The sequence below is a fragment of the Filimonas zeae genome, from assembly GCF_014641615.1.
GTDB classification, from domain to species: Bacteria; Bacteroidota; Bacteroidia; order Chitinophagales; family Chitinophagaceae; genus Filimonas; species Filimonas zeae.
Window position 1 is genome coordinate 330,381 of record NZ_BMIB01000004.1, and the last position, 23,580, is coordinate 353,960.

A 23,580-nucleotide genomic window follows, 5' to 3' on the forward strand; every position below is an offset into this window, starting at 1 on the left:
GTTAATTATTTACCAGATTCTCAATTGTACATTTCGTGGGCAAGCAGTTAAACAAGGTTTCTTTAGCAGGACTAGTTATAGCACTTGGAATTATTTACGGCGATATTGGAACGTCCCCGCTGTACGTGCTCAACGCCATTATCAATGGCCGCGTTATTAACGAAGAGCTGATACTGGGAGGGCTATCCTGTATTATCTGGACGCTTACCCTGCAAACCACCGTTAAATATGTAATTCTTACCCTGAAGGCCGACAACAACGGCGAAGGCGGCATTTTCAGCCTTTACGCCCTGGTACGCCGGCAGAAAAAGTGGTTTGTAATACCCGCCATGATAGGGGGCGCCTCTCTCCTCGCCGATGGAATTATTACCCCGCCTATTACCGTAACCTCTGCCATAGAAGGTTTGCGCACCATCAGCAACTTTAAGGGTATTGAACAGCAAACCATTGTATACATTGTGGTAGGCATTTTTACGGTTTTCTTCTTCATGCAGCAGTTTGGTACGCTGGCCATAGGTAAAATGTTCGGGCCTATCATGTTCATCTGGTTTACCATGATGGCCGTACTGGGTATCTCCCACCTGTCAGATGATATCTCTATCCTTAAAGCTTTCAGTCCGCATTACGCTATAGAACTACTTACCAAATACCCCAAAGGCTTCTGGCTGCTGGGTGCGGTTTTCCTGTGTACTACCGGAGCCGAAGCACTGTATTCCGATCTGGGGCATTGCGGCCGCGGCAACATCCGCGTTACCTGGATATTTGTTAAATCCTGCCTTATCCTTAACTACCTGGGGCAGGGTGCGTGGTTGTTAACACACTACGACAATACGCTGGTAAATGAAACAGTAGCCGCACAGATCAATAACCCTTTCTACGCCATTATGCCCTACTGGTTTAAAATACCGGGCATTTTAATAGCCACTGCCGCGGCAGTAATTGCCAGCCAGGCACTGATATCCGGCTCCTTCACCCTTATTTCAGAAGCCATGCGTTTAAACCTGTGGCCTAAAATGAAGGTGAACTACCCTACAGAAGAAAAAGGGCAGGTATTCATCCCCGGCATCAACACCCTGCTGTTTATCGGCTGTACCGGTGTAGTATTCTTTTTCCAGAAATCTTCCAATATGGAAGCCGCTTACGGCCTGGCCATTACCCTGTGTATGATCAGTACCTCGTTGCTTTTTGCCAACTATATGGTAGGGCACAGGGTATCCTCGGTATTTATATACCTGTACCTGATTGTATACTTTACCATTGAAATATCTTTCCTCATTGCCAACCTGGAAAAGTTCCCGCACGGTGGCTTCGTAACCCTTATTATTGGCGGCGCCCTGTTTGCTGTGATGTATATCTGGTACCGCAGCCGTAAAATTAAAAACCGGTATGTGGAATTTGTGCGGCTGGAGCATTACCTGCCCATGATTCAGGAACTGAGTAACGATAAAAGCATAACCAAATATGCCACCCACCTGGTGTATATGACCAGTGCCAATAACCCCAACGAAATTGAGCACAAAATCATTTACTCCATACTCAACAAAAAGCCTAAGCGCGCCGATATTTACTGGTTTGTACACGTAGATGTACTGGACGATCCGTATACCTGCGAGTACGTGGTAGACCATATTATTCCTAACGACATTATCCGCATCGAATTCCGTCTGGGCTTCCGGGTAGAGCAGAAGATAAACCTGATGCTGCGTAAAGTGGTGGAAGACCTGGTTACCAACAAAGAGGTAAACATTACCAGCCGCTACGAAAGTCTGGAGCGCAACAATGTAGTGGGCGACTTCCAGTTTATTGTAATGGAGAAATTCCTGTCCAGCGATAACGAACTGCCTTTTATAGAAAAGGTGATTATGAAACTGCACTTCTGGCTGAAAGAAATCAGCCTTTCCGAAGAGCGTGGTTTTGGCCTCGACCCCAGCTTTGTAACCGTAGAGAAGTTTCCGTTGATTGTATCCCCTACCCGGTCTATTCCGCTGCAACGGATATTCAACGAGCAAACAGATACCGGCTTCTGATAACTTACATAATCAACTTTATACACTCAGGTGGTCCACAACAGGTACCACCTGTTGTTTTTTATTCTTGCGCAGTTTATCGGGAATACTCTGCAGAATGGTATGCTTCAATACCTCTACCAGCTTACGTTTTACAAAATCGCGGTGGGTTACAATACTCACCTCCCTTACCGGTGCCGGGTGTTTAAAATGCCGGATGGCTTTCATTTGCTGGCCGCTAAAATCCAGACTGGCCAGTTCCGGTAAAATGGTAATACCATCGTTCAGGTCTACCATACGGCGCAGGGTTTCCAGGCTGCCCGCCTCATATTCAAAATGCGCCGTTTTGCCAGAGCGGCGCAGCTCGCACAGGTTTACAATCTGCGAGCGGAAGCAATGCCCTTCTTCCAGCAACCACAGCTTATCCGGGTCTATATCTTTGGCTAAAACATAGTTCTTTTTATAAGCTTCGTTGTTTTTAGATACATAGGCCATCAGTTCCTCGTAAAACAACACATCCTCTTTAATACCCTGTTCCTGCAACGGCGTTACCAGTATACCGCAATCAATCTTCCCTTCCCGCAGCTTAGTAATGATATTACTGGTAGTAAGTTCGTTTACCACCAGGCGCACCTGCGGATATTTTTTGGTAAAGGCCGTGATAAACAGCGGTAACAGATACGGCGCCAACGTAGGTATAATACCCACTTTCAGCTCTCCGTTTACAATGCCTTTACGCGAATCAATCATTTCCGTAAGCGCATTCCGCTCGCTTAATATGCGGCGCGCCTGTTCTATAATTTCCACGCCCGCTTCTGTAGGCAGTACAGGCTGTTTACTGCGGTCAAAAAGCTTTACCCCCAACTCCTCTTCCAGTTTATGAATCTGCATACTCAGCGTGGGTTGGGTTACAAAACAATGCTGGGCAGCTTCAGCAAAATGACGATACATATCCACGGCTACAATGTACTCCAGTTGCGTAAAGGTCATAGATATCTTCTATTGAAGGATAAAATTAATCAATTTGACTGATACAAGGCTAAGTATCATCTTTGCATTGCGGTTCCAGGGAAACAACAGACCGCAGGCAGCGCAACAGCAGATTACTGTATCAGAGAGAAGAGCAAACTTGTTAACAGCTATAGGAATTAAGGGCCGTGAAACGGACGGGTGCACATGAGAGAAGCCCTTTATGGGAACGGGAAAGGGGCTTGCGCCCCTTTCTTTATTTTATTATCCACGCGGTATCTGATCTGGAATTTTTGTGTAAGCTACTCGTGTGCGTATACAGGTAATAGCGGTCAGTTCCTCCTGTTATCTGTACCGTATGCAATGCTTTCTTTCGCAACGCCAGATCTTCAGCACTTACTTTCTGAGTAGTACTTACAAACCTTATCTCGTAAGTACATTCTCTTACCCATTTGATTTTTAATGTTGACCGGGCGTGCGTGTCTCTGTTTTCTTCCGTTTGCCAGTTTCCGTTTCTTGTGCAGATAAAAGCTATCTCTTTACTATTATCCAGCCTGAATCGCATAAGATACTTTCCATTCCTGTATTTATGGCAAACAGCTTCTTTATCTGTAAAAGAAACAGTTAAGCTACATAATATCAGCAATACTGCACTTGTAAATATCCATTTCATGAACCAGAGTTTAGGGAATGCAATTAAGGAAACGTAACAACAATATACTGCTTCTATATCATCTTCAACTTCACCACCTCCTTTTTCACCGACAACATATGCTGCGCACCATGCTGCAACGCATAATTCTCTGCCGTATGCCCCACCGGAAAACCAAAACAAACCGGATAATCATACTCCTGCACTTTATCCCATATCACATCATATATATCCTGTCCAAAGGGTATCACCGTATCCTTCATATCACTAAAGCTACCTACCACTAAACCGGCCAGATTATCCAGCTTGCCGGCTCTTTTCAGCTGCATCAGCATGCGATCTGCATTGTAAATGTATTCGCCTACGTCTTCAATAAACAGGATGCGGCCTTTGGAAGTAAATTCTGAGGCGGAGCCGATGGAATGTACTAGTAGCGACAGATTACCACCTACCAGCTGGCCTTCTGCTTTACCGGTGCGGTTGAGGGGGTGGGCATTACATTCGTATTTTAGTTTGGCACCGCCCAGGGCATGCTGTAACGATAACAGATACCGGTCATCTGCAGGCGCATCGTTAAAGGCACCGGCCATAGGTGAATGCAGAGATACTGTTTTCAGTTTTGTTTGCAGGTGGGTGTGCAGTAAGGTAATATCGCTATAGCCAATAATCCACTTGGGATGCTTTTTAAAGTACTTCCAGTCAATACGGTCAATGATACGACTAACGCCGTAACCACCCCTGCCGCAGAGGATGGCTTTAACACTGTCATCGTCCAGCATGTGCTGAAAATCGGTCAGGCGCTCTTCGTCGGTACCGGCAAAATAATGAAACTGATTACCGGGGGTATTGCCTACCCTTACCTGGTAGCCCCAGCTTTCCAGCACCGTAATGCATTGCTTAAACTTTTCGGGTGCCATATAACCGGCGGGGCAAACCAATCCAATCGTATCTCCTTTCTTCAGATAAGGCGGTGTAACAGCCATGCTAAACGTATTAAAGCGTAAAATTATTAAAAGGCATTGGCATTATTCGGATTCTGCTTTGGGCGCACTGGCCTGGCGCTGATATATCACCGCACGTATTTCCGTGTAGGAATAATCATCGCCCAGCTTTTCTTTTACCGGGCCGGAATAAATCACCTGTAACTCGTCCAGCGCGGCTTCTATTACAGCAATCTTTTCCGGCGCAACCAGGTCAGAAGCATGTATCTCCTTCATGCGTATACTTTCCAGCAAATGCGCTTCTACCGTGCTAACGGTTATCTCCCGCATAGCGGCTATTTCATCAGCAGTGCGGCCATCGTTAAACATTTCCAGTGTTACCAGGCGGCTGGCTTTTTTATCGGTAGCAGCACCTTCCGTGGTACCTGCTTTGCGAATGCTGGCCTGTATGGCAGACGGGGCTTTTACTATATCCAGCAGCTTTTCGGTAGATATGTTCTGCACCAACCCTTCGGTAATCTGCACGGCACGCTGTATGGTTTCCTTCTTACGCATGGCCATCAGCAGCAACCCCTGCAGATCATCCGTGTATTTCTTTTGTTTGGTTTTTACCGCTACTTCCTTTACCCGCTGCATTAACGGACTCACAATCTCCTCCGTAAACAGTTTGGTAAAGTATTCAGCGGCAGATTGTGCTCTGGCGTGTAACTGTGCATAGCCATCATTTTTACCGGTGGCCAGCAGTTGCTGTAACTGGCGGCAGAATTTACGGGCGGTTTCCTGTTGCAGGGCCAGCTTCTTTACCTGTGTCTGCACAAACAATACCTCTTCCGGTTTGCCCGTCATCTGTCGGCTGGCAAAGCTGTCGTATAAATCCTGCCAGGCAGTCATCAGCTTCTCCCACTCAAAACACTGCACCAGCGACTGCATTACAAAATCGGCATTGGACTGCTGTAACAGGGAAGCGAGGTTTACACCAGCCTGGCTCTGTTCAATAAACGGCAACACCCTGTCATCACTCACCATATGGTGCGATTGTATTACCGAGTGCAACACCAGCCCTTCCAGCGAGGTAAGGCGGCTCAGCGCCACATACACCTGCCCCGGCGCAAAGGAAGCACCGGCATCAATCACCGCCTTATCAAACGTAAGGCCCTGACTTTTATGTATGGTAACGGCCCATGCCAGACGAATGGGGTATTGCGAAAAGCTACCCAGTTCCTCTTCCTTCACACTATCTTCCAGATCGCTGTAGTTGTAGCGTATGTTCTTCCACTTTTCGGTTTCCAGTAAAAACTCTTCGGGATCGCCGGGAAACTGAATGTATACCCCGTTATGATCTATCCGTTTTACCACGCCTATTTTACCATTGTAAAAACGCCGGGCTTCGCCCTTATCGTTTTTAATAAACATAATCTGCGCGCCTTCTTTCAGTTGCAGGGTCTTTTCTACGGGATACGACTTCTCTGAAAACTCTCCGGTAATTTCAGCATCAAACGTACGTGCCTCACCGGGCAGCCGCTGCAAGGCTTCCTGGTTTACGGCCTCTGCTTTAAAATTATGCGTGGTAAGCATAATGTAGTTATCCTCAGCAGAAGGGGTAAAAGCAGGTTTATAGTATTGCTGCAACAGGTCAAAATCGGCCTGGGTACAGCGGTTGTTACGGATGTTGTTGAGCAGGTTTACAAAGGTGGCATCGCGCTGGCGGTATACTTTCTCCAGTTCAATATACACCGGGCATACCTCGCGTATTACATGCGCATCAAAAAAGAAGGGGCTGCGGTAGTGTGCTCTCAGCACCTCCCACTCTTCCCTGCCTGCTACGGGTGGCAGCTGAAACAGGTCGCCTATATACAGCACCTGCAAGCCGCCAAACGGGCGTGGGTTGTTGCGGAAACGGCGCAGAATGGTATCTATGGCATCCAGCATATCTGCCCGCATCATACTCACTTCATCAATCACCAGCAACTCCAGCTGATTAATCAGTTTAATCTTCTCCCGGTTAAAGCGGATGTTTTTAAACAGGGTATGCGGGGTAGTAACCAACGCACTGCCGGAACTGAAACCGCCCTGCGCCGATGGCACATAAATACCCAGCGGCAAATGAAAAAAGGAGTGCATGGTAACACCACCGGCGTTAATTGCCGCTACACCTGTAGGCGCTACAATAGCCATTTTTTTACTGGTATGCTCCCGCACATGGCGCAGAAAGGTGGTTTTACCTGTACCTGCCTTTCCGGTCAGGAAAACGTGCCGGTTGCTGTAATTAACAAATGAATACGCCTGTTCAAAAAGAATATTAACCTCCCCACTTGTAGACATGGTGCAAAGGTAACCGCTACCCTGTTATCTACCTTACCTCTTCCAAAGTAGCCGAATACGCATCCACCGCTAACCGGTGCCGCACACCACATTTCAGTGCAAAGTTGTTGCGCTGGTGCCCTACGGGAAAATCAAAACAAACCGGATAGCGGTAGTTTTTCACCTTTTCATTTACAATCATATATACATCTTCCGGAAACTCATCCTGCGGGTCCGTTTCTGCCTGTACACTAAACCCGCCTACTATCAGCCCCTTCAGCAGCTTTAGTTTGCCGGTGCGTTTCAGGCTCCAGAACATCCGGTCAATATTGTACAGTTTTTCATGCACGTCTTCCACAAACAATATCTTACCGGCTACGTATAGGTCAGACTTTGTATCGGCCAGGTTTTCAATGGTACGCAGGTTACCCCCCACCAGGCTACCCACCACTTTACCGGGACGATTGTTGGGGTTGGGAATGGCGGTGTAACTCATCTTCTCTCCCTTTAACGCCTGCTGTATGGAAAGAATGGTTTGCATCTGCATAGGATCAGCCTTACTCCAGTCGTCCGGAAAGCTGTTGCACATTTTAGAATGCAGCGTAGCTACCTGGTGGTTGCGGTTGATGTGGCAGTGCAAAACAGTAATATCACTAAAACCGATAATCCACTTAGGGTGGGTGCGTAAACGGGAAAAGTTCAGCTGGTCAATAATGCGTACAATGCCGTAACCGCCACGGGCGCAGAGTATGGCTTTAACGTGCCTGTTATCCAGCATCTGCTGAAAATCGGCCAGCCTGTCCGCATCAGAACCTCCCAGGCTGCCATTACGCATGCCAATGGTTTTACCCACTTCCACTTTAAAGCCCCAGGCGGTTATCTGTTGCACAGCGCTCTGTATATCTTTTACGGCTATATAGCCTGCCGGGCTGGTAATACCAATGGTATCGCCCGGTTTCAGATAAGGCGGTATCATCAGCCTGTTGGCTGCACCGGAAGTAGTCTGCGCCTGTAACAAACCGGGCAGGGTAACACCAGCTAACAAGGTGCCTGCCTGCTGTAAAAATGATTTCCTGTTCATCTGCTACCAAGTTACTTATTAATCCAACATATCTGTTTCCGGCTTGCATTGCCTGTGTTACATAAATTTAGTCTGGCATTAGTTGGGTTATGAATACTTTTGGCAAAACATCACCTCTAAAAACCAGTACCCTTGCGTCAGTTGCTTTATCCTGTTTCGTGGCCGCGCCTGCTTCTGCTGTTTGCAGGTTTGTATACAGGCTTACTCCAGGCACAAACCGTATTACCGGCACCTTCCACAGCACCTTTATTCAGCAAAGCCGATAGCCTGTTGCTGAGTGGCAAAACCGATTCCGCGGCAGTATTGTTTCACCAGCTGGCACAAAATGCATTGCATAGCCGGGATACTGCCGCCCTGCAAAAAGCCTGGCTGGAACTGGGTAAGGTAAACCTGCTGCGCGAAAAGTGGGATGAAGCGCTTAACAGCTACCTTACCAGCCTGCAATATGCGCGCCCCGGCATTACCCCTAAAACCACAGCAGACGCCTATATTGGTATAGGCGTGGTGTATTCGCGCCTGCGCAACTTTGCACAGGCAGAGGTGTATTTACAAAAGTCATTGGCGTTATTGCAAACAGAAGACCGCGACCGGCTGAAGGCGCTGGCTAACCTGGCGGGCGTGTACATGGAAACGGGCGATAATACCCACACCCTGGCCACCCATCAGCAGGCGTTGCAACTGGCTGCCAAACTACAGGCACCACTGGTAAGTGCGGTGTTGTATACCAACCTCAGCAATTACTATATCAAAACCAATAACTGGCCCGCCGCTATCAGCAGCGCCCGGCAAAGCCTGCACCTGCGCGATTCGCTGCACAAGCCCCTATCTGTAATTACCTGTAACAACCTGGGCTATGCGCTGGTGCAATCCGGCAAAGTACAGGAAGGCTTACAATGGTACCAGCAGGCCTTGCCACTGGCTACCCTGGCAGAGAAAAAGCAATTGCTGCTTAACCTGAGTAATGGCAACACATCGGCAGGCAACTATCAGCAGGCCATTGCATACTTTAAACAATACGATGCCGTAAAAGATACCATTGCGCAAAAGCAGTACGACCAGCGTGTGGCAGAGATAGCCGCCAAATACGAAACGGCCGATAAACAGCAACGCATTGCGCGGCTGGAAGCAGAAAACAAAACACGCAAACGGCAGCTGCAACAATGGCTTACAGGCAGCCTGATAGTACTGGCGCTGCTGGCAGGCATTCTGTACCTGCGTTTTAAAAACATGAAAGTGCGGCAGCAGCTGGAACAATCTAAAACACGCCGCCAGCTGTTACAGGTGCAGCTGAACCCGCATTTTATATTCAATGCCCTGCACCATATACAGCAGTACATTTACCGCAACGATGCTAAAAGTTCCATGACTTATCTCAACAGCTTCAGCCGCCTGATACGGCTGATACTGGAACATTCCGATGTAGAAACCACCTCACTGGAAGAAGAGATAGAAATGCTGGAACATTATCTTACCCTGCAACAGTCGGGCAATCCATCGCTGTCTTTTACAATAAATACCGCACCGGAATTACCCACCGCTGATATTCACCTGCCGGTAATGCTGCTGCAACCCTTTGTAGAAAACGCCGTTATACATGGCGTTAAAAACAAAGCACAGGGGCATGTTACACTTACATTTACTACCACCGGCCAGCATTTGCAGGTAGTTATTACCGATAATGGCAAAGGCATACATGCCGCAGCCGGTAACACCGCCAACACCCTGCACCGCTCTATGGGCCGCAGTATTGTAAACCAGCGCATAGCGGAGTTTAACAAAGCCAACAAACAGGCTATTCAGCTGAAAATAGAAAACGCTACCACAGATGCGGATTATCCCGGCACGGCAGTACATTTGTTCATTCCTCTTACTATTACAGCACCTGAATAATGAAGCCGGAAAATACCACCTCCTGCCTGATACTGGAAGATGATGCCGCTGCAAGGGACATGATGCAGGATATATTGCAACAGCATTTTCCTGCCCTCACCCTGTATCCCTGCGGCAATCTGGAAGAAGCACACACTACCTGGCTGGAACACCAGCCCCCTGTAATGATACTGGATGTAAACCTGCCCGATGGCAACTCGTTTGAGTTGCTCAGCAGTTTGTACCAGCAGGGGCATACCCGGTTTAAAGTAGTATTCATTACCGCCTTTGCCGATTATGCGGTGCAGGCTTTCCGTTTCAGTGCACTGGATTTTTTGCTGAAACCTTATGCTCCGGATGAACTGATTGCTGCGGTAACCAAAGTACTGGAAACCATGGATGAAGAGGAATACCGCACGCGGCTGGAAACCTTTTTTTACAACACCAGTCAGCAAACCGATCACGGAAAAAAGATAGTACTCAGCACCCTGGAAGATATACACATTGTAAAACTGAAAGAGATACTGCAGGCAGAATCTGACAACAACTACACCCGCTTTTATTTTGAGAACGGGAAAGAACTGCTGGTATCGCAACCACTCAAAACCTTTGAAAAACGGCTGGACACACAGGGCTTTATGCGCGTACATCAGTCGCACCTGGTAAACCTCCAGCACATTACCTCTTACCGTAAAAAAACCAGTCAGCTGGTGCTGAAAAACAATATCACCGTACCGGTATCGCAAAACCGCAAGAACAGCGTAATGGAATACCTTTCCAAATTATCATAAAGCAGCGGCAGATTCTCAACCGTTTCCCGCGTATTCTCAAAGGAGGGTGGTATACACTCAAATCCCCTTTTTAGTGGATTAATTTTGGCTGAGCATACCTTATTCACCAGTCAATCTGAGTCCATGAAACCAATACATACCACTACCAGAAACGCTTTTTTTACAGCTGTTGTTATTGCCTGCAGCCTTTCCCTGGCACCTGCCCACGGCCAGTTTTTTAAGAAGCTGCAGCAAAAACTGGAAGACAAAGCCAACGCCAAAGCCGATGATATTATGAACGGCAAAAAGAAGCAGAGTGGCACTGCCAACGACAGCAGTACCGGCAACACCGGCGGCGGTAAAAAGCTGGATGGCAAGCTGCCCTATGAAGAGGAGGTATCTACTTTTGCAGCCGGCACCCGGTTGTATTACGCAGATGATCTGGCCAATGAAAGCGTAGGCCGCATGCCCGGTTACTGGAAAACACACAGCACCGGCTCTGTAGCCGTTATACCCGATGTGCCCGGCAAATGGCTGAAAATGTCGTCCAACTCCACCTACCGGCTGGATACATTGCTACCCATGCCTAAAAAGTTTACCATGGAGTTTGACCTGCTTACCCGCAGCGAAGAAGCAGACGATCTGAACAGCATTACCTTTGGCTTTAACAGCGACAACAACGCCAACAATTATATATACGGCGTAAGCAGCACTACCAGCGCTTACAGCAAGCTGGAATACGACTACAACCACATCAGCAATACCAGCAACGAAACCCGCACCAACAACCGGCTGGAGTTTCCGATGAAGAACTTTGGCAACGCGGTAATGCACATTTCTATTGTGGTAGAAAACGAGCATATGCGTATGTACTTCAACCGCTGTAAAATGCTGGATTCAGATATGTTTGAGCGTACCACCGCCAAATACTTCTTCATCAGTACCGAAGATCTGGAGCATAAAGCCAACGTGTACATCAGCAATATGCGTATTATGGAGCTATAATACGCTGGTATAATGCCCCCTGTTACATTTCAGGGGGCATTATTTCTGCTTATTGCTTCATAACCGGAAGCGATAACTGCACCCCTCCCCCTTCAACAGTTACATAGTACATACCAGCGGTAAGTCTGCCACTGTTAAAACGGTATTGGTTATATCCTGCGGGAAAAGCTTTGTGCGTAAGCAATTGCACCAGCTGCCCGTTAACGCCATACAGGCGAATAGCCACCTTATCTGCCTTACGGGTAGTAAAACCTACGGTAGCAAAATCTTTGGCCGGGTTAGGAAACACCCCGGCAGCAACTGCACCGTTGTTTGCATCTGCTACTTTAGCACTGATAGATGACAGTGAGCCTGCCGAAGCACTGCATGAAGCAGCGGAGGGACTATTACCCGTTACCTCCATCCAGTCAATATTCGCAAACTCTGCAGAAGCTATGGTTTCTATACGCACAATGTTTACACCCGCATTCAGCGTTGCGGTAACCGTACCCGTAGTAGTCCATGTTGTCCATGCACCTGTTACCGGAAAACTGATAGAAGACACTGCTGTAACCCCGTTTACCAATAGCCGTGCAGTAGTACCGCCGTTATTGGTACCATGCGCATAACGCCATTTGAAGCTGTAAGTACCTGCGGCCGGTACGCTGATATAATAGTTTACTCCCTTATTAGCCGAGTTGCTGAGATTGATGTAGTAGCCACCATCTGCTCCGGTATAGGTATTCTGACGGCTGCCATCTGCACCGCAATAACCCGATACGGAAGAAGCTGCATCGTCAATACGCAGTGTATTGCCCCCACCTGTTGAAGTAGCGGTAAAGTTGGCCGTTACGGAGGTGTTGGCTGTAATGGTTACACTAACAGAAGTATTGGAACCACTGGCGCTGCCACTCCATCCGCTGAAAGTATAACCGGAAGCTGGCACAGCCGTTAAGGTAACCGATGTACCAGAGGTATAGGTACTGGCATTAGGGTTGCGGGTTACAGAGCCACCTGCTGCCGGTGCCGCCGCCGTAGTAAGCGTGTACGAATCGGGCGTGGTAGTACCACCGCCACTTTCTTTGGCACCAATATCCGGCGCGCTGCCGCTATAGGTAATACCTGTTGCGGTAACCCCTGCATTAATCAGATCGCTGCCTGTAGCCAGCGAGAGAAAGTTGCCTGTATTGGGACTGCCATCTGCATTTTTAGCAACACTTACACTGAGTGATATAAAATCTGCACTGTTAACTACCAGCGATCCGGAGTTAGTGCTCACATTGTTCTTCCACCATACATTGCTGCTGCCTACCTCTGTACCATTGCTTTTATCGCTGGAGCCGGCGTTGAAAGAAAGGTTGTTACGGAACGTAGCCGTACTGCCGGTTCTGAAATTGAAATTCGATTCTGCGTTGTTGTAACTGGTGTTGTTAGATACTTCCATGTTACCAGGGTTATCATTATCCGTAAAACCATGCTTTCCGTTATTAAAAGCTATACAACGGCGTACAATATGATTGACTGCAATACCCGATCCACCCAGCTTAAAACCGTTTTTATCTCCGTTACCAGAGGTAGAGCCGTTGCTTAACTGGCCGTTACTGTAAGCAACACAGCCTTCCAGCGTAACTACCCCAATAGGGCCGGTGTCTGATTTGGCGTAGAAATCCCATCCGTCATCAATATTGTGGTGCGAAATACAGCCCCGGAAAATATTACCAGGGCCGCAGGTAAGCTTGGCAGCAAAACCATCGGCATCTTCATTGTCCGGGTCCTGATTATCAAACGCCTCGCAGTTCAGAATCAGGTTGTTGGAGGGCCAGCTGCTGAGCGTGGTATTAGAGGTAACGTAGCGGCTCAGCTGTAAACCTGTGTCGTGGTTTTTACTGAAAATACACTTTTCAATCGTGTTGTTATTACCGGCCAGCAACATACCATTGTCGCCCGCACCGGTAACCGTTATGCCGGTTATATGCCAGTAATCGCCATCCAGTACAAAGCCCCGGTTGGCATCGGCCACGGCCTGTGCCGAAAAGTCCAGCACCGGTATTTCGCCATTATAGGCGGTAATTTTTTTATTGGCACCTGCAGTACCGTTATTGGTGGCTGCAATTACCAGTGTAGCTGAAAAGCTGTAGGTTCCCCCGCGCATGTAAATAGTACCGCCCGCGGCCACAGTAGCTATGGCATTGGCCAGGGTGGTTGGTGCGCTGATGGAAGTTCCTGCATTGGAGGCTGACCCGCCGGGGGCCACGTAAAGTGTGGTTTGCGCATAGGCAAAGGTGCTGCCGAGCAGGCAGCACAGAATGAGCAATCGTTTCATAATAGGTTATTTAGCCACCCAAAATATTCCACGGCTTTCCGTAAAACGACTAAACATAAAAATATATCTATGCAATCGTTACCACGTTGCTGTTCCTTTTTTTAGCGTCAAAGATTCCTGCCATAGCAGAAACCGATAAAAAACAAACGGCCTGAACGCGGGTATATGTCCCCTTGCTCAGGCCGTTGTATTATCCCTGAGCTTTCCAGTATGTCAAAGAACTGTGTGCCGTTTGGGTCATCTCTTTTTACTGACCGGCGGACACAAAAAAAGCCCGCCGCAGCGGACCATTTTCCTTCAGTTTTTTGGTTCGAAAATGGTTTTCTTACCTCTTGCAACTCCCTGTTTCCAAACAAAACCCGACTGAGGACGCCTCTCTCAACCGTGCTTTCAGCGTCTGGTTTGGTTACCGGTTGTTGCTGTATAAAGATACATAAAAAGCAAGTTTTCTGATATTAAAATTTCTTATTAATAACGATTTTAAGAATTTATTTATAAGGCTTTTTAAGGTATAAAACACAAGCTTTCCAGCCCATTTTTCCCGCCTTCCAGATAACTTCATGAGCCCGGAATGCCATTACATCAGCGGCAATTTCCGAAACACTATTTATGAAACTACCCAACAGGCAATATCCATCAGATTCGTTTCGAATAAAATACAGGAAGGAGATAAAAAGCCTGGTAGCAAGGTTTCATCTCACGCAACCGGCCTTTAATAAATGGCAAAAAAACTGGCTACAAACGGCAAAACTGAACACAACCTGTAAAGACATTTTGACACAACACCCCCTATTTTGCTGAGCGAAGGGGAAGCGAACCTGAGAGCAACCTACACCGAAGGAACACCGATAGAAAACCAGAGGTAAAAACCAGACAAAATGACGCAAAATGCGCTCAAAAAAAGAAAACGGGCAACCATTTTACCTGAGTAAAACAGCTACCCGTTTCCATTTATTTCGAAGGCAGATGTATCCGCCTCTTGCATGTTACCCTTTCTTCAGATTAGCTAACTCCGGCTCCGGGGTTAATCTTCTCCTCAGGATTTACAAAGTGCAGTTTGCCGGATGCATCTTCCGCCATCAGTATCATACCCTGACTTTCAATACCGCGCATTTTGCGGGAAGCCAGGTTGGTTACTACTACTACCTGCTTGCCCACTATCTGATCGGGCTGGTAGTGCATAGCAATGCCGGATACAATGGTGCGGGTTTCTGTACCCAGATCAACCTGCAGCTTCAACAGCTTGTCGGCCTTTTCTACCTTCTCCGCGCTCAGGATGGTTCCGGTGCGCAGATCCAGTTTGGCAAAGTCGTCGTACTGAATTTCTGCTTTGGCAGCAGCTTCCGGTTTGGCAGATTTGTCTGCTTTTTCAGCCGGAGCGGCAGCGGGTGCAGCACCACCTGACGTAGCAGCCAGTGCAGCCTGGGCTTTAGCCAAACGCGCATGCAGCTTCTCTATCTGGGCAGCAATTTCACTGTCCTCAATTTTTCTGAACAGCAGTTCCGGGGCGCGCAGCGTATAACCAACACTTAACAATTTCAGGCTGCCTGCATTATCCCAGCTCAGCATCTTATCTACCACCTTCATCATATGCAGCATTTTCTGCACGGTAAAGGGCAGGAACGGATTGGCGAAAATGGCCAGGTTGGCTGTCAGTTGCAGACACAGATGCAGGCAGTTATCAATCTGCTTTTGCAATTCAGGTTTCTCTGCCAGTGATTTAGCCAGAATCCACGGCTCTTTATCCTGCATGTATTTGTTTGCTTTGCGGGCCAGATCAATTACTTCAAACTGGGCTTCGCGGAAACGGTATTGCTCAATAGCTGTTTCAATCTTCTCTTTGGTAGCTTTAATTTCTTCAATCAGCTGCTTATCCTGATCATCTATCAGGTCGTTATGAAACACAGGTACCTTGCCGCCACACAGCTTGTGCATCAGCACAAAGGCACGGTTTACAAAGTTGGCAAATACACTAACCAGTTCGCTGGTATAAGCCTGCTGAAAACCCTTCCAGGTAAAATCACTGTCTTTGCTTTCAGGCGCAATACTGGTAAGGTAATAACGCAGGGCATCGGCCATAGCACCACCGCCGTTTTCCGGTTTAATCCAGTCGTTAATATAATCTTCCATTTCAATGCTCCATCCACGGCTGGTGCTCATTTTGTCACCTTCCAGATTCAGGAATTCATTGGCCGGTACATTCTCCGGCAGAATATTGCCGTGCAGCTTCAGCATGGCCGGGAATATGATACAATGGAACACAATATTGTCTTTACCAATAAAGTGCACTAGTTTGGTTTCTTCATCGTTCCAGTAAGGCTCCCAGTTTTTGCCGTTGTCCAGCGCCCACTGTTTAGTGGCACTGATGTAGCCGATAGGGGCATCAAACCATACGTATAATACTTTTCCATCAGCACCTTCCACAGGCACTTTAATACCCCAGTCCAGATCGCGGGTAACAGCGCGGGGCTGCAAACCGCCATCAATCCAGCTTTTACACTGGCCCACCACGCTGGGGCGCCAGTCTTCACCATGCTCTTTCAAAATCCACCCGCGCAGAAATTCTTCGTGGCGGTTCAGGGGCAAATACCAATGGGTGGTGGCCTTTTTAACCGGCGCATTACCACTAAGGGTACTTACGGGGTTAATCAGTTCATCGGGACTTAAGGAGGTACCGCATTTTTCACACTGATCGCCGTAAGCGCCGGGATTGCCGCAATTAGGGCAGGTGCCTTTTATGTAACGATCGGCCAGAAAAGTCTGAGCCTGCTCGTCGTAATACTGTTCTGTTTCCCTGGTTTCCAGGTCACCATTTTTGTTCAGCACATCAAAAAACTCCCGTGCTGTTTCGTGGTGAATGGGGGCACTGGTTCGGTGATAAATATCAAAGCTGATACCCAGATCGGCAAAATTCTGCTGAATAATGGGGTGATATTTATCAATAATGGCCTGGGCGGTAGTTCCCTCCTTCATGGCCTGTATAGGAATGGCAGTTCCGTGTTCGTCGCTGCCGCATACAAAAACCACATCTCTTTGCTGCGCGCGCAGGTAGCGCACATATATGTCAGCAGGCAAATAAGCGCCCGCCAGGTGTCCGATATGTTTTAACCCGTTTGCGTAAGGTAAAGCCGCCGTAATTAAATATCTCTTTGGTTGATTCATCGTAAACTATTCTTCGGACGGCAAAGGTACGTAATTGTAGGGCTGAGGCGGAAATTTGCTGGTTTGGGAATAGAAGCAAAACTACAGCAACCACCCCTCAGACATTTAAGGTTCCTGCCGCTGCTCCAGCTTTCTGATACGCTCATTCTGCAACTCAATTTTTTTGTTCTGTTCAATAATGTACAGCGTGAGTTCTTCAATTTTCTTCAGAAGAAGTGCCTGATTTTCACCTACATTAACCCCCTCCTTTTCTATTGTTTTCGCAGATGGCACATCGGGCAAACGCTTTTCTTTCCTGATATGCGCTTCCACCTGCTGCAAAGATGGGAGTTTATACACAGAATCAAACACATAATCCGGCCAGTCTGACTGGGTTACTTTTATTCCCTTTGCAGTAACGACTCCATTAACAGACAGCTTGCTTTTGGGCATACTGGTACCGATTCCTATATCACCCAAAAAAAAGCCGCTTCCATCTGCATGTAATTCCATTAAATGCTGCCAGGTATCCATTGGCTCAATATCCAGAATATTTCGCTTAGCATTCACATCAGCACGGGTAACCGTCATAAGAAACCGGCCGCCGTTAGGATCAATCCTGGTCCAACCGTTAGGGTTAGCCACAATACCTGTACTACCAGCCCCATCTCCTGATGGCGAGTAAAAACTAAGCAACCCCTGCGAGGTTGTTCTTCCGTTAATGTGCAGCTTCGATATGGGGTCGGTAGTACCTATTCCTACATTCCCTACACTCTCATTCAGTATAGTTACATTACCTGCTGCCTTATGCCTCAAAAACGTACCATTTACCGATTCAAAAATGCCGCTTACGCCATCGTTTTCTCTATAAAAGAAACGGAGATACCTGCCCTGATATCCGGTTAATGTTAAGCGGCTTTCCCAGGCCGCACTACCGTTGGTATTGGTAATATCCAGATCAGCATGTGTGGCATCAGAATTTTCAATTCTGGCAGGGCCCGAAACCCTGAAACCACCTTGCTGAACAACTGATGTCTGAAGTGCTACATTTTGTGAAATAGCGGAAAGAGTGGCCGCCATAGCTGCCAGTGAGAAGAAAACAGTCTTCATCATACTATTGAATTATGATTGTTTTATTGATTACTTTATAGCCATTCAATGATCTGAAGACCCCAAAGTAATCAGGGTTTGACCGGCTAAGATAAACATATTAAAACATCACAACAGCTTAAATCACCCCCCAATACGTCTTCACCAAATGCTTCACCACCCCTATATATACCTTCCGGTAGGCAGCCGTTGTATACACATAAAACTGATCGTGCGTGGTGTGAAAGCTCATATAAAATAACCAGAACCCCGGTGCCAGATAAGGTACCACAGCCAACTCCTCCTCGCTTATCTCCCGGTATTCACGATACCCTTCCAGAAAAACACGATACGCATCATCCATTTCCTGCTGTGTTGCTCTGCCGGCATATACGTCAACAGCCAGGTGTTGCCAGAAAGTCATAATATCAATCACCAGCCAGCCGTGGCCCATGAAATCAAAATCGAAGAAGGTAACCGTATCCCCATCGAAATGAAAGTTCTTGGGTAAGAAGTCGAAGTGACAATAGCCTTTCGAAAAAGCTGTAGTATCTGTTTGTGCCAGCCGCTGGCGGATGCGCTCTGCCGTATCCGCCAGCCATCTGTAATTTTCAGTATCTTCTGCCAAACCAGCTTTCAGGGTTTCCAGCGGGTGGAAGAGCAAAGTGTTCAGGTCAAAATTCCACCGTGCGCCTTTCGGAGCCAACGTAGCCGATACATTGTGAAAACGGGCCATCTCCCGGCCGAATACCCGTAGCTGACTCTCACTCAGTTTAATAGCGGATTGCCCCGGTGCGTAAGTAAACAATACGGCACATCGCTCACCTTCTATGGCGTTCAGTAACTGAACGGCTTCACCCGTGGTGTCTTTCAACGGATAAGATACTGACACACCTGCCTGATGCAGCGCGAGCAGCAAATCCACCTCCTCCTGTACCTGAGGCAAACTTCTGTGAGAGGGCCGATACGCACGCAAAATATAACGCGCCTGATCGCAGGTTACGGAATAGGTATCGCCTACTCCGCGCATCAACAGCTGACATTGCACTCCGGTAAGTCCGTATTTTTCGGTCAGCAAACGCGCCAGCGCATCCGTGCTAAGCGTAGAATAAGTAGCGGGAAAGAAGGATTTCATATATTGATTTTACCAGTGCGTAGAGGCTAATTTCTGAAACCGGCGATGTACTCACTTTGATATCAGAAGCAAGTGGGCCAAGATACTGTCAATATCTGAATTACTGCAATTTCCCGCTATGAGATAAAGAATATTTTATTTAATCCCTTACAGGAAAGCTAACACCAGTAGCCTCCTCTGCCAGGCTCCAGAGTTTCAGCGCCAACGCCTCATTCAGCGCATTGGCAGTAATCACCCCCTGTGCAGGATAGCCTCTGACACCCTCATCCTGATCAGGTCCGTACAAAGCGCCGCCGATAGCACGGTCGGCCACAGCAGCATATAAAGAAGGCAATGCGCCCTGCCACGGGTCCATCAGGGTTCCAAAACGTTCCAGTGCTGCGGCATAGGCAGCTTCGTCCATATACCTGGCAAGATCGGTTTTGTTGGCGCCGGGCTGTGCCGCAATGACCAGCAGGTGGCCATTAGTGGCATTGACCCTACGTTGTAACTCCACCGCAAAAATGATGTTCGCCAGTTTGCTCTGGCAATATTCACGCATAGGGTCGTAGGAGTTTTCAGAACGCAGGTTTTCAAAATCAATTTTGCCCCGCAGATAAGCCAGACTGCTCACTGATACCACCCGCGCACCAGGCGTTGCATTCAGCAACGGATACAAACGGCCAATCAGGGCAAAGTGTCCTATAAAGTTTACACCAAACTGCAGTTCAAAACCATCCACCGTTTTGGATGCGGGTGGAATCATCACCCCGGCATTATTAATTACCACATGCAACTGCTGATGTTTTTGCCGTATGGTATTGGCGAAGGCTTCCACAGAAGCCAGGCTGCTCAAATCCAGCACACCCGTTTCCAATGTACCTCTGCCTTTATGCGTTTGTATGCGCGCTACGGCTTGCTCTGCGTTATCCAGACTTCTGCAGGCCAGTATCACATGCGCGCCAGCTTCATACAAAGCCAATGCTGTTTCAAAACCAATTCCAGTATTAGCACCAGTTACCACTATTATTTTACCTGCCTGCGCAGGTATCTGCTCTTTTGTCCACATAAACGATTCATTTAACAGGAACAAAGTTCAGCTGCACAACTGCGGCACAGATACAGATTTAAAAGCAAAAACTACAAAAATCAATCAGCGGCAGACTGGCGGAATTGTTTGGCCGTAACACCGGCCTGACTTTTAAAGAAAGTAGAAAAATGATTAGGCTCTTTAAACCCAAGGCTCCAGGCAATTTCATTGATAGTCCAGGTAGTACTTTTCAGTAATATTCTGGCTTCCTGTAATATCCTGCTATTAATCAGTTGTGAAGTAGTATGTCCGGTAATCTCTTTCAGCGCTTTGTTCAGGTGGTTCACATGCACATTCAGCTGTGCAGCAAAATCGGCGGGGGTATGCAGGCCGATTATCTGATTCAGCATTTCGATAGGAAACTGGCGCTCCAGCAATTCTGCAAACAACGATGCGATACGCTCAGATGCATTGGAACCTGTGGACGGGCTACTTACCGCTGGCTGCATTTTTTGCGCTTCGTGAATAACCGTCATCAGCAGGTTGCGTAGCAGATCGTACTTATAAGCATACGTACCCTGTATTTCCTGATACATTTTTGCAAAAAGCGCATCAAACTGCGCAAACGCATCAGCCCCCAGCGGTACCACTGCCATATCCGGCGACTGAAACACGGGCAGCTCTTTCAGGTGACCAAAGCGGCTGAAAAAAGCTTCTGTAAACACACATACATATCCGGTCTGTTTGTCACTGATGCGCTCCCAGTGATAAGGTAGCATGGGATTGGTAAACACCAGCACGTTATCCTGTGCTTCTATAATACGGTCGGCATAATGAATTTTGCTATGCCCTGTTACCAGACTAATCTTAAAGAAACTACGGCGGCTGTAGGAGGTTGGCCGGTGGTCAGCGCTCAGCAAATCTTCCACATGAAAGATATTGAAATGCCCCACTTCATTTTGCGCGGTGCCCATTTCCTGGTTCACCGCCTTGTAAAATGATTGCAACTCCATTACGTTTGCCATGTAACAAAGGTACAAAAATCAAATCAGTACGCTTTGGGCAGTAAACCTTCCCGTATCAGCTCCTCTTTTAGCTGATAATAAGTTTTCAGGCTTAGCTGATCCATCATTTCCTGGCTTTCATGGTCGCGTATTTCAGCAGGACTTAACGCCGTATCCTCTTCTACATCTATATAGGCAACAGATAATTTGTCCCCCTCCTTCAAATCAGAAAAATGCCAGATATAACTAACCATAGCGGTTTCGTTCAGGCTGGCAAAACTCACCTGCCACACTCCATCCCGGCAGGTAAGCAACACACTGGTGCTTCCTTTTTCAATAGCACCGGTTAACAGCACATCATTTATCTTCAGTTGTAGTCCTTTCATATCAACCCTTTGTTTTTTAGTTCTTCCTCCAATCTCCGGAACCTATCCAGTTTAGCATCGGGAAAACGTCGTGAAACTGTATAATCCAGCCTCTCCTCTACAGGCGCAGCGCATTCTTCTATTTCTGCAACAGTAACCTCCAGCTTATCAACACTGGTCATTTTCCGGTTGCTCCATACACGCCACTTATGATCGGTGTGGTCATAGCCTCCGGTATACAGGAGACAACCATCATTACTGCCATTTACACTGATCACGGTATGTCCGTCGTGGGCAGCGGCACTAATTTCTTCACTATTGAACACGATCCTGAAACCCTTCATAGCTATTTATTATTGAAAAAAGTTATTAACCAGCTTCTGACTGGTGTGTTGAAAAGCACCTTGCTCATTCACCAGATACTGTGTGCCAGTGGATTTATCTGGCTGACTTCGCTGGAAGACATATGTTTCGATATAATCAAAATCCAGATTACTGATAAAGTGTATAGAAGTTTGATACTGGTATAGGGAGCTCATAAGATCGTTTCAGATATTGCAAGATATAAAAACTCATCTTCCCTGAAACAAATAAGGGCATACCTGAATGGCAGCCCTTATTTCCCTCTCTGACAAATACAATTTATTCTACCGGTTTCAGATATTGCGCGTAGGCATACCCTTCCAAACCTTCTTTGTTTCTGATTAACCACCACTGATCGTTGGTTTTGCTGATCAGGGTAACGAAGTCTGCGTGCCCCGCCTTGCCCACAATGGGTTGGTCAGTACCCGGCCCTTTGCGGATGTTGAGGTTGGAAGAGTCTGTAACCACTTCCAGCTTAGCTCCTTCTACCGCTGTAGCCACGGTTACATTCATTACCACATCGCCTTTGAGAAAATTGGGGTCAATTTTCCCGTATATATCCCACAACTGGTCTTTTACGGCACCTGTGGGGGCTTCGCCGGCAATATGCAATACCCCGTCCTGCTCACTTACCTGAAGCTGGGCAACACCACCTTTTTGGGCAGCATCAATCAGTTCTTTGTATTTCTCCTGTAACGCCATGGTTATACGTTTTAGTATATCTGTTATTGTTTAACGGTAAGCCCCGATGCATCTACCTGTTTGGGAGTCAACGCATCCAGCGACTGCTTCAGCAGCTTCCATTTAGAAGCAGTGGTTTCGCCTTTAACAGTAACCACACCGTCTTTTACCGTGGCGCTTACACCCGGATAGTCTTTAATTACGGTATTCACGCCCACTTTCAACTGATCGTCTGTTGAAACGGTTACACGTGTAGTGTCCAGCGTGGGGGCTGGCGGCGCAGGTGTTACAATGGGAGGAGCAGCCACTACAATGGTATTGGTTACACCTTTCACACCATCTGTACTTTTGGTCAGCTCTTCTGCCTGGGTTTTCAGGGAGTCGGCCGTTACCGTGCCAGATAATGTCACCACACCATCTTTGGTTTCAGACATTACACCTGGTATGGCATTTACTTTTTCTGCTACAGCTGCCTGAATATCAGTATCTGATTTTCCTTTACAGGCAATAACATAAGACATTGCGGCAAACATGAGGAAAGCCGCCACTCTGTTTCTTTTCATAGTGGTAAATAGATATAGTGGTGAATAAAATAAATGGTGTTAATATGTAAAGTGTGCATAGGCTACTTGTTTATTCATATTAGCGGAACTGTTATAACAAGTTCTGTGCCTCAAAAACAAAACTCCTCTTTAATTCAGTTAACTTGGGGCATAATTGCCTTTTATGAGAACCAACCTGATGATAGCAACCCTGTTGTTTTGCACACAGCTGTGCACCGCGCAAACACCAGACAGCACCACCAAAGGCTTTCTGCATTTTACCGTCGGCGTGTATAAGCACCATAATTTTTATAACCCGCTGTAAGTTTTTACCCGCCATAGCAACTAAACATAT

The 23,580-nt window shown here is 47.3% G+C and carries 20 protein-coding genes; 5 read left to right on the forward strand and 15 right to left on the reverse strand.

The window, feature by feature from the left end:
* The first annotated feature begins 35 nt into the window (after positions 1–35).
* Positions 36–2,027: a KUP/HAK/KT family potassium transporter gene (locus IEY13_RS20000; RefSeq protein WP_188955528.1), complete on the forward strand. Its 1,992-nt coding sequence runs from the start codon at positions 36–38 to the stop codon at positions 2,025–2,027.
* Positions 2,028–2,045: 18 nt separating this feature from the next.
* Here the strand turns inward: IEY13_RS20000 and IEY13_RS20005 are convergent, their stop codons facing one another.
* From IEY13_RS20005 to IEY13_RS20025, 5 genes are all read right to left on the reverse strand, one after another.
* The gene (locus IEY13_RS20005; RefSeq protein ID WP_188955530.1) at positions 2,046–2,996 is read right to left on the reverse strand and encodes a hydrogen peroxide-inducible genes activator; all 951 of its coding nucleotides are present in this window, start codon (positions 2,994–2,996) and stop codon (positions 2,046–2,048) included.
* 235 nt (positions 2,997–3,231) lie between these two features.
* Positions 3,232–3,648, reverse strand: a complete 417-nt coding sequence (locus IEY13_RS20010; protein WP_188955532.1) for a hypothetical protein — start codon at positions 3,646–3,648, stop codon at positions 3,232–3,234.
* Between the two features lie 53 nt (positions 3,649–3,701).
* Positions 3,702–4,610, reverse strand: coding sequence for a S66 peptidase family protein (locus tag IEY13_RS20015; protein ID WP_188955534.1), 909 nt, complete (start codon positions 4,608–4,610; stop codon positions 3,702–3,704).
* 42 nt (positions 4,611–4,652) lie between these two features.
* A complete protein-coding gene (locus IEY13_RS20020; protein ID WP_188955536.1) occupies positions 4,653–6,890 on the reverse strand; it encodes a helix-turn-helix domain-containing protein in 2,238 nt (745 codons plus the stop codon).
* Positions 6,891–6,918: 28 nt separating this feature from the next.
* Positions 6,919–7,950 (reverse strand): S66 peptidase family protein, encoded by a 1,032-nt coding sequence (locus IEY13_RS20025; RefSeq protein WP_188955538.1) that lies wholly within the window; start codon positions 7,948–7,950, stop codon positions 6,919–6,921.
* Between the two features lie 132 nt (positions 7,951–8,082).
* Here IEY13_RS20025 and IEY13_RS20030 point away from each other — a divergent pair, with 132 nt between their 5' ends.
* The 3 genes from IEY13_RS20030 (at position 8,083) to IEY13_RS20040 (ending at position 11,594) form a co-directional block, all read left to right on the forward strand.
* Entirely contained in the window at positions 8,083–9,840 is a 1,758-nt protein-coding gene (locus IEY13_RS20030; protein ID WP_188955540.1) for a tetratricopeptide repeat protein, read from the forward strand.
* Positions 9,840–10,610: a LytR/AlgR family response regulator transcription factor gene (locus IEY13_RS20035; RefSeq protein ID WP_188955542.1), complete on the forward strand. Its 771-nt coding sequence runs from the start codon at positions 9,840–9,842 to the stop codon at positions 10,608–10,610. The genes IEY13_RS20030 and IEY13_RS20035 overlap by 1 nt, the downstream gene beginning before the upstream one ends.
* Positions 10,611–10,733: 123 nt before the next feature.
* The gene (locus IEY13_RS20040) at positions 10,734–11,594 is read left to right on the forward strand and encodes a hypothetical protein (RefSeq protein WP_188955544.1); all 861 of its coding nucleotides are present in this window, start codon (positions 10,734–10,736) and stop codon (positions 11,592–11,594) included.
* 49 nt (positions 11,595–11,643) lie between these two features.
* Here IEY13_RS20040 and IEY13_RS20045 read toward each other — a convergent pair whose 3' ends face one another.
* From IEY13_RS20045 to IEY13_RS20090, 10 genes are all read right to left on the reverse strand, one after another.
* A complete protein-coding gene (locus IEY13_RS20045) occupies positions 11,644–13,896 on the reverse strand; it encodes a right-handed parallel beta-helix repeat-containing protein (RefSeq protein ID WP_188955546.1) in 2,253 nt (750 codons plus the stop codon).
* A gap of 1,002 nt (positions 13,897–14,898) precedes the next feature.
* Entirely contained in the window at positions 14,899–17,058 is a 2,160-nt protein-coding gene (gene metG, locus IEY13_RS20050; protein WP_188955548.1) for a methionine--tRNA ligase, read from the reverse strand.
* A 105-nt stretch (positions 17,059–17,163) separates the two neighbouring features.
* Positions 17,164–18,150, reverse strand: coding sequence for a hypothetical protein (locus tag IEY13_RS20055; protein ID WP_188955550.1), 987 nt, complete (start codon positions 18,148–18,150; stop codon positions 17,164–17,166).
* A gap of 115 nt (positions 18,151–18,265) precedes the next feature.
* Positions 18,266–19,261 (reverse strand): phosphotransferase enzyme family protein, encoded by a 996-nt coding sequence (locus tag IEY13_RS20060; RefSeq protein ID WP_188955552.1) that lies wholly within the window; start codon positions 19,259–19,261, stop codon positions 18,266–18,268.
* A 139-nt stretch (positions 19,262–19,400) separates the two neighbouring features.
* Complete coding sequence (locus tag IEY13_RS20065; protein WP_188955554.1) at positions 19,401–20,309, reverse strand: oxidoreductase; 909 nt, start codon at positions 20,307–20,309, stop codon at positions 19,401–19,403.
* 80 nt (positions 20,310–20,389) lie between these two features.
* The gene (locus IEY13_RS20070) at positions 20,390–21,295 is read right to left on the reverse strand and encodes a helix-turn-helix domain-containing protein (protein WP_188955556.1); all 906 of its coding nucleotides are present in this window, start codon (positions 21,293–21,295) and stop codon (positions 20,390–20,392) included.
* 23 nt (positions 21,296–21,318) lie between these two features.
* The gene (locus IEY13_RS20075; protein WP_188955558.1) at positions 21,319–21,660 is read right to left on the reverse strand and encodes a hypothetical protein; all 342 of its coding nucleotides are present in this window, start codon (positions 21,658–21,660) and stop codon (positions 21,319–21,321) included.
* Positions 21,657–21,983: a hypothetical protein gene (locus IEY13_RS20080; protein WP_188955560.1), complete on the reverse strand. Its 327-nt coding sequence runs from the start codon at positions 21,981–21,983 to the stop codon at positions 21,657–21,659. The genes IEY13_RS20075 and IEY13_RS20080 overlap by 4 nt, the downstream gene beginning before the upstream one ends.
* 298 nt (positions 21,984–22,281) lie before the next feature.
* A complete protein-coding gene (locus tag IEY13_RS20085; protein WP_188955562.1) occupies positions 22,282–22,704 on the reverse strand; it encodes an SH3 domain-containing protein in 423 nt (140 codons plus the stop codon).
* 23 nt (positions 22,705–22,727) lie between these two features.
* Positions 22,728–23,246: a BON domain-containing protein gene (locus IEY13_RS20090; RefSeq protein WP_188955564.1), complete on the reverse strand. Its 519-nt coding sequence runs from the start codon at positions 23,244–23,246 to the stop codon at positions 22,728–22,730.
* 163 nt (positions 23,247–23,409) lie between these two features.
* Here IEY13_RS20090 and IEY13_RS20095 point away from each other — a divergent pair, with 163 nt between their 5' ends.
* Complete coding sequence (locus IEY13_RS20095; RefSeq protein ID WP_188955566.1) at positions 23,410–23,550, forward strand: hypothetical protein; 141 nt, start codon at positions 23,410–23,412, stop codon at positions 23,548–23,550.
* Positions 23,551–23,580: the final 30 nt, after the last annotated feature.